This window comes from uncultured Microbacterium sp. (assembly GCF_963521695.1).
Classification (GTDB): Bacteria; Actinomycetota; Actinomycetes; order Actinomycetales; family Microbacteriaceae; genus Microbacterium.
Window position 1 is genome coordinate 1 of record NZ_CAUQWC010000083.1, and the last position, 12,420, is coordinate 12,420.

A 12,420-nucleotide genomic window follows, 5' to 3' on the forward strand; every position below is an offset into this window, starting at 1 on the left:
TGCTCGACGAGCTTGTCGGGGGTGGCCGCGTAGGTCTTGCCGAAGGTCGAGCGCATGCCGTCGATGACGCCGATCTGGTCGTTGCCCGCCGATCCGCCGAAGTACATCTCGTCTTCGGCCGTGACGATGGGGAAGATGCTGCGGCTCACCGACGTGCGGGGCTCGCCGTCGTGGCCGGCCTCGCGCCAGGCGGCACGGAAGGCGTCGAGCTGCTGCGCCTGCAGGAGGTCGAACGGCGTGCCGTCGGCCTCGGTGAGCAACGTCGACGACATGAGGTTGACCCCCAGGCGACCGGCCCACTCGGCGGTGGCCGTCGTGCCGGCGCCCCACCAGATGCGCTTGCGCAGCCCTGGGGAGTGTGGCTCGATGCGCTGCAGGCCGGTTCCGCCGCCGAAGGGGCTGTGCGGGTCGCGCTCGGCCAGGCCCTCGCCGTCGATCGCGCGGAGGAAGAGATCGAAGTGCTCGCGGGCGACGTCGCCGCCGCGCGGGTCGGCCGAGCCCGTGTAGCCGAACGCCTCGTAGCCGCGCACGACGGTCTCGGGTGAACCACGGCTCACGCCGAGCGCGAGGCGGTTGCCGCTGATGAGGTCGACGGATGCCGCCTCCTCGGCGAGCATGAGCGGGTTCTCGTAACGCATGTCGATGACGCCCGTGCCGACCTCGATGCGGGAGGTGCGGGCGGCGATCGCGGCGAGCAGGGGCATGGGAGCCGCCTGCTGACGGGCGAAGTGGTGCACGCGGAACGAGATGCCGTTGACGCCGAGGTCGTCCATGCCCTGGGCGAGGTCGATCGCCTGCAGCATCGAGTCACCGGCGGTCAGGTGGTGCCCGCCGCCGAGGGGGCCGTAATGGCCGAAGGAGAGTGTGCCGAAGGAGCGCATACGGGATGCAACGCGGGTCGTCCCGGTCTATTCCCGCGCATGGACCGCCAGATGGCCCCGGCCCTCTCGGGGTGTGGAACCATTCAGAGCATGGACGACGACGTACGCCACGAGCTGCGTCGCCTGCGCGCCCGGGCCTACGGTCCCGATGCCGACATCGCCGGCGACCCGGCGGCGTCGGAGCGGCTTGCGGCCCTCGAAGAACTCGAGCGGCGCGAGCGGTTTTCGCCCCCGCCGCAGACACCGTCGCCCCACGACCCGCCCGAACCGACGGCATCCGGTGCAGACGACGCTGCGGGAGGCCCCGGAGACTCCGAGGTCGAGGACGACGAAGAGCCCCGCGAGCGTCGCCCCCTCGTGCGATCGCGGCGTCAGTTCTGGGCCTGGGCGATCTCTCTCGCGGCCGTGACGGCGCTGGCGAGCGCCGGGACGGCGTTGACCGTGACATTCGTGCCCGTGGCGAGCTCGGTGGGCGCACCGCAGGTCGGGACGCTGGAGGACGATCCCGACACCGAGACGCCCGCGATCTTCGGCGAGCGTACGGGTGCGGAGCGCGCTTTCAAGGATTTCTACGGCGTGACCGCCTTCGTCGGGTTCGCACAGGTGGATGCGACCGAGAACCGCAGCCCGTGCCTGTACCTGCTCGACACCGCCGAGGTGTCGTCACGGGGAGCGCGTGGCGTCGCGGGCAACTTCGTCTACGGCGGGTGCGGGGCGGGGATCTTCCCCGCCACGGTCGAGTTCGTGGTGGCGGAGGGGATGCCGGAGGCGTTCGTCGAGCAATTCCCGATCGGCACGAGCGTGCAGTTCGTCTTCGACGGCGAGAACGTGGGCGTCTTCGCCGGCCGGAGCTGACGATCCCGCCCGTCTGGAGATGGTCCATCTGCATGACAGGTGGTGACGGTGTGGTGCGTACACCGCAGACCGTTCACTCTTGTCCCGGAGCTCATGCAGATGGACCATGCCGCGAGACGACAGGCCATCCCCGCCGCCTGACGGATGAGAGGGTGGGGGAGTGACCCCCCTCCTCGAGCACGTGCCCACCGGCAGCGATCCGGATGCCGTGTACCTCGGTTTCGTCGAGTGGGCGACCTCGCGCGGTCTGACCCTTTATCCCGCGCAGGACGAGGCCATCATCGAGATCGTGTCGGGGGCGAACGTCGTGCTGTCGACCCCGACCGGCACGGGCAAGTCGCTCGTCGCTGTCGCCGCCCACGCGGCATCCCTCTCCCGGGGCGGCCGGAGCTATTACACGGCGCCGATCAAGGCGCTCGTGAGCGAGAAGTTCTTCGCGCTCGTCGAGATCTTCGGCGCGGAGAACGTCGGCATGGTCACGGGCGATTCCTCCGTCAACGCCGACGCGCCGATCGTCTGCTGCACCGCTGAGATCCTGGCCAACCTCGCCCTTCGCCAGGGTGCGGACGCGAACGTCGACCAGGTCGTGATGGACGAGTTCCACTACTACGGCGAGGCCGATCGCGGGTGGGCGTGGCAGGTGCCGCTGCTGCTGTTGACGCGCGCGCAGTTCATCCTGATGTCGGCGACCCTCGGTGATGTCACCGACATCGCCGACGACCTCTCGCGCCGCACCGGCCGGCCGACCGCCCGGGTGACCGGTGTCGAGCGTCCGGTGCCCCTGCACTTCGAGTACGCGCGCACCCCCGTGCACGAGACCGTGCAGGAGCTGCTCGACACCAAGCAGGCGCCGATCTACGTCGTGCACTTCTCGCAGGCCGCGGCCATGGAGCGGGCGCAGGCGCTGTCGTCCATCCGCATCATCGGCCGCGAGCAACGCGACGAGATCGCGGAGGCGATCGGCGGGTTCCGCTTCACCACCGGCTTCGGCAAGACACTCTCGCGCTACGTGCGCGCCGGTATCGGCGTGCACCACGCCGGCATGCTGCCGCGCTATCGGCGCCTGGTCGAGACGCTCGCCCAGCGCGGCCTGCTCCGCGTCATCTGCGGCACCGACACGCTCGGCGTCGGCATCAACGTGCCGATCCGCACGGTGCTCATGACCGCGCTGACCAAGTACGACGGCACGCGCATGCGCCAGCTCTCTGCGCGCGAGTTCCACCAGATCGCGGGTCGCGCGGGCCGGGCCGGCTACGACACCGCGGGCACCGTGGTCGTGATGGCGCCCGACCACGAGATCGAGAACGCCGCCCAAATCCTCAAGGCCGGCGACGACCTGAAGAAGCAGAAGAAGATCGTGCGCAAGAAGGCGCCGCAGGGCTTCGTCAACTGGACCGAGCAGAGCTACGACCGTCTCGTGGTCGCCGAGCCCGAGCCGCTCCAACCGCAGATGAAGTTGTCGGCGGCGATGCTCATCAACGTCATCGCGCGCGGCGGCGATGTGTTCGCGAACGTCCGCTCCCTCGTCTTCGACAACCACGAGTCGCGCGCCCGCCAGTATGAGCTCGCGCGCCGGGCCCTCGCGATCTTCCGCACGCTCGTGCAGGCCGGCGTCGTCGAGGCGGGGCCCGACGGCATCCGGCTCACCGTCGACCTCCAGCCGAACTTCGCCCTCAATCAGCCCCTGTCGCCGTTCGCGCTCGCCGCGATCGAGATGCTCGACCCCGAGGTCGAGCTCGGACGGGGACCGGATGCCGTGCCCCCGGCGTCGTCGGTCGGCACGGGCCATTACGCGCTCGACGTGGTCAGCGTGATCGAGGCCACGCTCGACGATCCGCGCCCGATCCTGTCGCAGCAGCAGTTCCGCGCCCGCGGCGAGGCGGTGGCGGCGATGAAGCGCGAGGGCATCGAGTACGACGAGCGCATGGAGCTGCTCGAGGAGATCACGTGGCCCAAGCCCCTCGACGACCTTCTCGCGCAGGCGTACGAGGTGTTCGCGTCGAGCCAGCCCTGGATCCGCGACTTCGAGCTGTCGCCCAAGTCGGTCGTGCGTGACATGTTCGAGCGGGCCTGCTCGTTCGGCGAGTACGTCTCGCTGTACCAGCTCGCCCGCAGCGAGGGCCTCGTGCTGCGCTACCTCAGCGACGCGTACCGTGCCATCCGTCAGACGGTGCCGGTCGACGCGCAGACCCCCGATCTGCTCGACCTCATCGCCTGGCTCGGCGAGCTCGTGCGCCAGGTGGACTCGAGCCTCGTCGACGAGTGGGAGCAGCTGATCAACCCGGCCGACGACCCCACTGCTCCCGTGGTGCCGCCCGCGCCGCCGTCCATCCTCACCAATCGGCGGGCCTTCGTGGTGCTGGTGCGCAACGAGATGTTCCGCCGCGTGCAGCTCGCGGCGCTGCAGCGAGATGACGAGCTCGTCGAGCTGGACCCCGACGTCGACTGGCCCGGGGTGCTCGATACGTACTTCGACGAGCACGACAGCATCGGCACCGGGGGAGCGTCGCGCTCCTCGGCCCTCGTCGTCATCGACGAGTCGTCGGCCGCCGACGGCCTCTGGCGGGTCGAGCAGATCATCGACGACCCCGCCGGCGACCACGACTGGCGCATCCGCGCGGAGGTCGACCTCGCCGCCTCCGAGGAGGAGGGAACCGCGATCGTACGCGTCACCGAGGTGCTGCGGCTCTGACGGTTCCTCCCCCACGGGGTTCGGGGTGAAGTTCGCGGCGAATCGCATGTGCACACGACTCGCCGTCGTGCGGGTGCCGTACATTCGACGCATCCCGTGAACAGGAAGGACCGCCCGTGAATCTCGATACCGTGCAGGCGTTCGTCGCCCTCGCCGCGTTCTTCCTCACCTTCGCCGTCGCGATCCTGGGCGGGATGAGGGGGATGCTGGCTCGCATGGAGCAGCGCACGGACGAGCGGTTCGTGCAGGTCGAGCGACGGTTCGAGCAGGTCGACCGACGGTTCGAGCAGGTCGACCGACGGTTCGAGGAGATCGACAGCCGAATCGCGGAGGTCGCTGCGACGCTCATGGACGTCAAGATCGCGTTGGCCCGGATCGAAGGCCCTCATCTACCGTTCCTGATCGCGCGAGGGTGAGGCGGCGGATCCGTCGATGCACGCGGAGGCCACCCGGCTCGCCGATGCGCATCGACGGGGCTCAGTGGGGCGTCCGCGCCGAATCCGTCGCGGAAACGGCGGATGCCGAGGCCCTGAGGCCCCGGCATCCGGTGTCTGCGGTCGTGCTCAGGATTTGCGCGCGACGCGGTTCTCGGCGCTGACCATCCACGAGAGCTGCTCGAGGCGCTCGAGTACGCCGTGCAGGATGTCGGCGCTGGTGGGGTCCTCTTCATCGACGTCGTCGTGAACGTCGCGGACGGTGCCCACGGTCGCGTCGAGACGTTCCGTGATGAGGTCGATGACCTCGGCGGTGTCGACCTCGCCCTGCGGGAACTCGGGGAGCGTGGTGGTCTCGGCGACGGTGTCGCTGCGGCCGTCGGGCAGAGCGTGCAGGGCGCGCATGCGCTCGGCGACCTCGTCACCGAACTCGCGCGCGGCGTCGATGATCTCGTCGAGCTGCAGGTGGGTGTCGCGGAAGTTCTTGCCGACGACGTTCCAGTGGGCCTGCTTGCCCTGGACCGACAGCTCGATCAGATCGACCAGGACGGCCTGGAGGGCGTCGGTCAACTGCTCGGACGCCTGGAAGCCCTTCTCGGCGTTCTGCTCGTCGGTGGTCTCCGGACCGCTGCCGCCGCGTGCGGGGCGACGACGGTTCTTGGTGGGGGCGTCCTTGGTGGTGGTGGACATGCGCGTTCCTTTCGACTCGGGGTCGGTAGCGACGTTAGGCGGCATTCCGAGCCGCGTGGCGGGGGTTGCGAGGCCGTGCGCGGCGGGGTACCGCCGCCCCGGGGTGGGGTACCGCCGCCCCCGGGGTCTCCGACGCAGGGGGTCTCTGTAGCCGCTCCGAATGCATTCGACAACCCCGCCTCGGGGCCGCCGGGCCGTTCCTAGCGTGAGGACGTGACAACCACCCCTCCTGCTTCGTCTCGACCGCTGCGTGACTACGCGGCCATCGGCGACGGCCGAACGGTCGCGCTCATCGGGCTCGACGGGTCGGTCGACTGGCTGCCGCTTCCCAACATCCACTCCCGACCCGTGTTCGCGCGGATCGTGGACGAATCCGCCGGTGGCTGCATCCAGCTCGCCCCGGTGGAGGAGTACGAGGTCACCCGTCGATACATCCCGCGCACGAACGTGCTCGAGACGACCTTCACCACTGCGACGGGTGTCGCCACCCTGACGGATGCCATGGTCACCGGCATCGCGGGCCGTTTACCGTGGGCCGAACTCGCCCGACGCGTCGACGGGGTGAAGGGCGAGATCGAGTTCGCGTGGTGCGTGCAGCCGGGAACGATGCTGCGGTCGGCCTCTCCCTGGACCGAACGCATCGACGGCTTCTCGATCATGCGCATCGGCCACGTCTCGCTCGCCGTCGTGGGCCACGAGCACGGCATCCACGGAGAACCCGATTCGCGCAACGAGAGCATCGACGGCGGCTTCACCACCTCCGAGGGGTCGCGCCATCTGCTCGTCATCGCTGCGACCGAGGGGGAGCCCCTTCGTGTGCCGGACGCGAAGAACGTCGATCGCGGCATCGACCGTACGGTCGACGGGTGGACGATGTGGTCGGACGAGTTCTCGTACGAGGGCCCCTGGGCTGAAGACGTGCAGCGCAGCGCCCTCGCGCTGAAGCTGCTGCTGTTCAGCCCGACCGGCGCGATCGCCGCCGCGGCGACGTCATCGCTGCCGGAGAACCCCCGCGGCGGGAAGAACTGGGACTACCGCTACGCCTGGGTGCGCGATCTCGCCTACACGGCCCACGCGTGGGTGGGCTTCGGCCTGCGCGAGGAGACGCACGCGGCCATCTCGTGGCTGCTGCGCACGATCCGCAAGAACGGCCCCGAGGTGCAGGTGATGTACACCCTCGACGGGGACGCCGAGATCGGCCTCGAAAAGCACGAGGTTCCGGGATGGAACGGCAACCAGCCCGTCGTCACCGGCAACCCCGCCCAGGGACAGCTGCAGCTCGGCGTCTACGGCGACCTGATCGCGCTGTGCCGCACGTACGTCCAAGCCGGAAACCGCCTCGACACGCAGACCGGGCGGCTGCTCGCCGACGTGGCCGACCGCACCTGCGACCTGTGGCGTCGCGAGGACTCCGGGATGTGGGAGTTGCCCGAGCTCCGCCATTACACCTCCTCGAAGATGGGCTGCTGGAAGGCGCTCGACGACGCCCAGTGGCTGGCCGATGGCGGGCACATCCCCGACAACGGCGACCGATGGCGCGCCGAGCGTGACCGCATCCACAGCTGGGTCGAGGAGCACTGCTGGTCGAAGACGCTCGAGGCCTACACGCTCGCGCCCGGAAGCGACGACCTTGACGCGTCAGTGCTGCTGCACGCCCCCACCGGCTTCGACCGCGGCGAGCGGATGTCGAAGACGATCGACGCCATCACCGAGCGTCTGACGACGGACACCCATCTCGTGTACCGCTACACCGGTATGGACCAGGAGGAGCAGTCGTTCGTCGCGTGCGCCTTCTGGCGGGCCACGGCCCTGGCCTGCGTCGGGCGCCACGGCGAAGCGATCGAGGCGATGGACGCGCTCGTCGCCCAGGGCAACGACGTCGGCATCTACTCGGAGATGATCGCCGAGGCCGACGGCGCATTCTGGGGCAACCTGCCGCAGGCGCTGAGCCACCTCGCACTCATCAACGCCGCTCTCGTCATCCGCGACCTCGTCGACGACGACGAGCTCGCCGGTCACTGACTCCCCGCCGTGGCGCACGTCACGGCATCCATCTCCCCATGAAAGGACTCGCCATGAGCACGCAGTACACGTTCACCGACCCGACCAAGCTCTACGCCGACATCGACCCGCAGTCGCAGGACCAGAAAGAGCCCGGTCTCGACGCCGAGCTCACGCCCAAGGCCGCCCTCGGTGAGGACACCTACGTCGGCAGCGAGCGCCTGAAGGGTCGCAAGGCCCTCATCACCGGCGCCGACTCGGGCATCGGTGCCGCCACCGCGATCGCCTTCGCCCGAGAGGGTGCCTCGGTCGCGATGTCGTACCTGCCCGAGGAGAAGGTGGATGCCGACCGCATCGCCGGCATCCTCCGCGAGGCCGGCGCGACCGTCGTGCAGATCCCCGGCGACCTGCGCGAGCGCGAGTACGCCCGGACGCTCGTGAAGGAAGCGGTCGAGGGCCTCGGCGGCCTCGACATCGTCGTCAACAACGGCGGCAAGCAGATCTTCAACGAAGACATCACCACGCTGAGCGACGAACAGTTCGACGACACGTTCAAGACCAACGTCTACGCGATGTTCTGGATCTGCAAAGAGGCCGTGCCGCATCTCGCACCCGGCTCGACCATCATCAACACCACGTCGATCCAGGCGTACTCGCCGGCGCCGATCCTCGTCGACTACGCCTCGACGAAGTCGACCATCAACACCTTCACCAAGGCGCTGGGCCAGCAGCTCGCGCCGAAGGGCATCCGCGTGAACGCGGTGGCGCCGGGACCGATCTGGACGCCCCTGCAGGTCACCGACGGTCAGCCCGACGAGAAGGTCGACGAGTTCGGCGAGGAGACCCCGCTCGGGCGCATGGGCCAGCCCGCCGAACTCGCGCCGGCGTTCGTGTACCTCGCGTCGGCGGAGTCGAGCTACGTCATCGGCGAGACGCTCAACGTCAACGGCGGAATGCCCACGCCGTAAGCAGTGCCAGGGGAAGGGCCGTCGTCCGGGTTCGGGCGGCGGCCCTTTCGGCATCCGGGGTTCCGGTCCCTTCGACGGGCTCAGGGACCTGGGGCGGCCGATGGAGCCGGGGCGGAGGTGGCTGAGCCTGTCGAAGCCGCCGGGCGGTCAGAATAGGCGCTTGCGGTAGAAGATCTCGCCGTCGGCCGTCTCCTCGGTGCGGTGGTAGCCCTCGCGCTCGTACAGACGCTGGTTCGCCTCGCTCAGACCACCGGTGAACAGCTCGGCCTCGGTCGCGCCGGCCTCGCGGCCGCGCTGCTCGACCGCGTCGAGGAGCAGCGTCCCCAGTCCCTCGCCTTGCTGGTCGGGCGCGATGGCCAGCCGCCCGATGAGGAGGAGCCCGCCATCGAGGCGTGCTCGCACCGCCCCGACGATGCGGTGCTCCGCCACGGCGACGCAGCCGAGGTTCTCGACGAGTTCGGCCCGCAGCTCCTCCAGGGTCTGGGTGAGCGGCGGCATGTCGGGGTCGCCGTAGATCAGGGCTTCGCTCACGAAGGCGGCGCGCTGGACGGTGAGCACCTCCCCGGCGTCGTCAGGGGTGACGGGGCGGATGGACGGCGAGTTCGACACGTGAGTCTCTCCGGAAGGGATGGGTCGTCGAGTTAACTACTATTGGCGTCAGAGCACTGATTTCTCGCTGGTGAACCAATCGTCCCATGAATGACTTCTTCGATACGAGCGTCCGCGCGGCAAACATTGCCGAGACGCAGGCCTGGCTGCAGCAGCAGTACGGGCGTATCGACGTGCAGGCGGAGCAGGCATCGATCGCCGAGCACGCGGTGGGCGACAGTGCGTTCTCGATACGTCGGTTGACCTGGGCGTGCCGGGCCGAGGTGATCTACGAGGCGGACCGCTTCTACTTCGCGACTTCGACGCCGGGGTACGCCTGGACGGTGGGCTCGGAGTCGGGCGATTACAGCGTCGATCCGGGCCTCGTACAACCCGGGCAGGAGTTCGTGGGGCACCCGCGCGACACCCTGTTGCACGTCGTCGCCTTCGATGTGGCCTGGCTCACCGAATCGGCGCGAGCGATCTACGGCGACGACTCCCTCAACGTGCGTTTCTCGGGGGCCGAGCCGGTGTCGCGCCGGATGCGGGACTACTGGCTCGCCACCGTCCGCTGGGCGCAGACGCAGCTGCCGGTGATGGCGGAGCCCCTCGCCCGTGCGCACGTGCGACGGTCGCTGATCTCGGCGACCCTGGAGGCATTCCCCCTCGCCGGGGACCCCCGGGAACGCCGTGCCTCCGCGCTCGAGCAGGCGTCGATCTACACCTCGGCGATGGCGTGGATCGACGATCACGCGTCGCTGGCCATCACGGTCGACGACGCCGCTCGGGCCGTGGGCACATCGACCCTGGGCCTGCGGCGCGCTTTCGCCGCCAACGGCCAACTGGCCGACAACCCCGAGGAGTATCTCGCGGCCGCCCGCGTGAGCGCGGCGCACGCCGACCTCATCGATGCGGATCCCACCTGCGTCACGGTCGACGAGGTCGCCACTCGGTGGGGCTTCCTCGATCGGGCCGCGTTCGTCGCGGCGTACCGCGCCGCATACGGCACGGCGCCCGAGACGACGCTGGACCGCTGAGCGGCTCACCGATCGCGGTCGGTGTACTCGCCGGGATCGTCGACGTCTTCGCGCGACTCGTCGCCGCCCGGCAGCTGCACGTCGGTGTAGGCGCCCGCCTCGTCGGACCGGGGTCGCTCCTGGGTGCCGTCGACGTTCTGACGGTCGACGTACTCGCCCGGCTGGTCGACGCTGCCGCGATCCGCCGTCCCATCCGGCAGCTGCAGATCGGTGTACTCGCCCTCTTCGGGTCCCGTGCCGTGTCCGTTGACATCGCGCTCAGCCATTGCCGCCTCCTGGATCGTGGTGGGTCGACGCTAGACCCGCCCGGACGCCGCCGCAGCGGTCTTGACAGGTGCCCTGTCGCGCGCGTGCCGGGGTGTCAAGGCCATGGGCGAGGGGTCCGCGGCGGCGCAGTCTGAGGTCATGCCTGCTCTCGCCATCATCCTCGTCATCGTCGGTCTCGTTCTGCTCTTCCTCGGCATCTTCGTCGAGGCCGTGAAATTCCTGCTGTGGATCGGCCTCATCATCCTGATCGTCGGGGCCGTCATGGCGGTCCTTCGCTTCGTCCGCCGGAAGGTCTGAAGCGGTCGCCGCGGGCGCGGCATCCGTCGCTCCTGCTATCCCCACCGGGCTCACCGCGCCAACGCGGGGTCGGGTCCCTCGGGTCGGGGGGATCGGTTCAGACCGAGAACAAGTCGCGTGCCCGCGGCCTGCGCGAGGCGGCGACCGCGTCGAGCGCGGGGCCGAGCTCCGGGTAGCTGAAAGAGAAGCCCGCCTCGGTGAGCACGCGCGGCACCGCCCACCGGCTCTTCAAGACGAGCTCCGGTTCGCTGCGCAGAGGCGCCATGGCGGGGTCCAGCATCCAGCGGAAGGCCGGGAGGCCCAGTGGCATCCGGGCCACGCGCCGGATCTCGCGCATCAGGGTGCGGTTGTCGCTGACGCCGGGGGCTGCGAGATTGACCGGTCCCGAGACGTCGTCGCGGTCGCGGAGGAAGCGGACGGATGCCACGACGTCTTCGATGTGGATCCAGCTGAAACGCTGTCGTCCCGACGTGCGGTGCCAGCTCGACCACACCGCACCGGTGGGGTGGGCGCCGATGCCGCGGTAACGGCGGTGCGGGAACCACCAGCTGTCGATCTGCGGTCCGCCGAGCCCCAGGCGCCCGAGCGCGAAGAGCATGCGGGTCGCGGGCCCGTCTCCGAGCACGATCGCCATGCGGAGCGCCACCCGCCGGGTCGCGGGCAGGTCGCCGGCGAAGAAGGCGCGCTCCCAGCTCGTCGCCACGTCGACCGAGAAGCCCTCACCGACCACCCCGTCGATCTCGTCGTTGCCGCGCTCGGTCTCGTGCCGGTAGACGGTGGCGGTCGAGGCGTTCATCCACACGCGCGGCGGATGCGCGGCCGCGGCGACGGCCGCGTGCAATTCACGGGTCGTGTCGACGCGGGAGCGCAGGATCTCGTCGCGATTCGCGTCGGTGTACCGGCACGACACGATCTTGCCCGCGAGATTCACCAGCACGTCGGCGCCGTCGACGAGGCGCGAGATCGCGGCGGCGTCTCCCCACACGGCGGACCCCGTCCGGCCGACGGTGAAGACGTCGTACCCGTCGTCCTCGAACGCCCGTGTCAGCGACCGTCCGACGAAGCCGCTCGCCCCGGCGATGACGACGCGGGGTGCGGTGGGCGGTCGGGTCACGGCGTCCTCCTGGGGTCGGTGCGTTAAGCCTAGGCCTCCGCGGCGCGCGCTCCGGATGCCGCCGACCCGGCTGACACAATGGATGCCATGCGACGACACGACCGGGGCGCGCGCGTCGCACGCGGAGCGGTCGCCGCGTCCCTCGCCACCTTCGTCGCCCTCGTCTCGCACGTGTCGGCGGGGGGAGCGGTCCCGGGACCTGTCGGCATCGTGGTGCCGCTCGCGCTCTCGTTCGTCGTCTGCGTGGCGCTCGCCGGTCGGCGGTTGTCGGCGTGGCGGCTGGGGTTGTCTGTCGCGGTCAGCCAAGCGTTGTTCCACGCGCTGTTCGTGCTCGGCAGCTTCAACCTCGGTGCCGGTGTCCACGCGCACGGCGGCGCCATTCCCGTTGTGACGGGCGGTTCGTCGGCCCCGGCGTTCGCCATGGATGCCGACATGGCGGTCGGGCACCTCGTCGCCGCCGTCGTGACGACGGTGGCCCTGCACCGCGGCGAACGCGCACTGGCGGGGCTGCGGACGCTGGCGGGCGCGTGCGTCGCGTGGGTGCGGGCGCGCGTCCGCGTCCGCGCGTTCGTTCCGGTTCCGGTGCGGTGCGTGCG

13 protein-coding genes are annotated in these 12,420 nt (G+C 69.9%); 8 read left to right on the top strand and 5 right to left on the bottom strand.

Annotation, left to right across the window (positions count from 1 at the left end; all coding sequences use genetic code 11):
• Positions 1-881: LLM class flavin-dependent oxidoreductase (locus tag RWP81_RS08115; RefSeq protein ID WP_314454616.1), on the bottom strand; the 881-nt coding region annotated here is incomplete at its 3' end.
• A 90-nt stretch (positions 882-971) separates the two neighbouring features.
• Between RWP81_RS08115 and RWP81_RS08120 the strand changes: the two genes are divergently transcribed.
• From RWP81_RS08120 to RWP81_RS08130, 3 genes are all read left to right on the top strand, one after another.
• The gene (locus RWP81_RS08120; protein WP_314454618.1) at positions 972-1,736 is read left to right on the top strand and encodes a hypothetical protein; all 765 of its coding nucleotides are present in this window, start codon (positions 972-974) and stop codon (positions 1,734-1,736) included.
• Positions 1,737-1,896: 160 nt separating this feature from the next.
• Positions 1,897-4,428 carry a DUF3516 domain-containing protein gene (locus RWP81_RS08125; protein ID WP_314454621.1) on the top strand — a complete coding sequence of 844 codons (2,532 nt, stop codon included), beginning with the start codon at positions 1,897-1,899 and terminating at the stop codon, positions 4,426-4,428.
• 116 nt (positions 4,429-4,544) lie between these two features.
• Entirely contained in the window at positions 4,545-4,844 is a 300-nt protein-coding gene (locus tag RWP81_RS08130) for a hypothetical protein (RefSeq protein WP_314454624.1), read from the top strand.
• 147 nt (positions 4,845-4,991) lie between these two features.
• Here the strand turns inward: RWP81_RS08130 and RWP81_RS08135 are convergent, their stop codons facing one another.
• Entirely contained in the window at positions 4,992-5,552 is a 561-nt protein-coding gene (locus RWP81_RS08135; RefSeq protein ID WP_314454626.1) for a DNA starvation/stationary phase protection protein, read from the bottom strand.
• 213 nt (positions 5,553-5,765) lie between these two features.
• On the opposite strand from RWP81_RS08135, the gene RWP81_RS08140 reads away from it, so the two are divergent.
• Together RWP81_RS08140 and RWP81_RS08145 are read left to right on the top strand one after the other, a co-directional pair.
• Positions 5,766-7,574: a glycoside hydrolase family 15 protein gene (locus RWP81_RS08140; protein ID WP_314454629.1), complete on the top strand. Its 1,809-nt coding sequence runs from the start codon at positions 5,766-5,768 to the stop codon at positions 7,572-7,574.
• Between the two features lie 53 nt (positions 7,575-7,627).
• Entirely contained in the window at positions 7,628-8,521 is an 894-nt protein-coding gene (locus RWP81_RS08145; RefSeq protein ID WP_055956233.1) for an SDR family oxidoreductase, read from the top strand.
• Between the two features lie 147 nt (positions 8,522-8,668).
• Here the strand turns inward: RWP81_RS08145 and RWP81_RS08150 are convergent, their stop codons facing one another.
• Positions 8,669-9,130, bottom strand: coding sequence for a GNAT family N-acetyltransferase (locus RWP81_RS08150; protein WP_314454633.1), 462 nt, complete (start codon positions 9,128-9,130; stop codon positions 8,669-8,671).
• Between the two features lie 86 nt (positions 9,131-9,216).
• Between RWP81_RS08150 and RWP81_RS08155 the strand changes: the two genes are divergently transcribed.
• A complete protein-coding gene (locus tag RWP81_RS08155) occupies positions 9,217-10,146 on the top strand; it encodes a helix-turn-helix domain-containing protein (RefSeq protein ID WP_243224076.1) in 930 nt (309 codons plus the stop codon).
• 5 nt (positions 10,147-10,151) lie between these two features.
• Here RWP81_RS08155 and RWP81_RS08160 read toward each other — a convergent pair whose 3' ends face one another.
• A complete protein-coding gene (locus RWP81_RS08160; protein WP_243224075.1) occupies positions 10,152-10,412 on the bottom strand; it encodes a hypothetical protein in 261 nt (86 codons plus the stop codon).
• A gap of 139 nt (positions 10,413-10,551) precedes the next feature.
• On the opposite strand from RWP81_RS08160, the gene RWP81_RS08165 reads away from it, so the two are divergent.
• Entirely contained in the window at positions 10,552-10,710 is a 159-nt protein-coding gene (locus RWP81_RS08165) for a hypothetical protein (protein ID WP_183420490.1), read from the top strand.
• 97 nt (positions 10,711-10,807) lie between these two features.
• Here the strand turns inward: RWP81_RS08165 and RWP81_RS08170 are convergent, their stop codons facing one another.
• Positions 10,808-11,824 carry a DUF1731 domain-containing protein gene (locus tag RWP81_RS08170; RefSeq protein WP_314454639.1) on the bottom strand — a complete coding sequence of 339 codons (1,017 nt, stop codon included), beginning with the start codon at positions 11,822-11,824 and terminating at the stop codon, positions 10,808-10,810.
• Positions 11,825-11,911: 87 nt separating this feature from the next.
• On the opposite strand from RWP81_RS08170, the gene RWP81_RS08175 reads away from it, so the two are divergent.
• Positions 11,912-12,420: hypothetical protein (locus tag RWP81_RS08175; RefSeq protein WP_314454642.1), on the top strand; the 509-nt coding region annotated here is incomplete at its 3' end.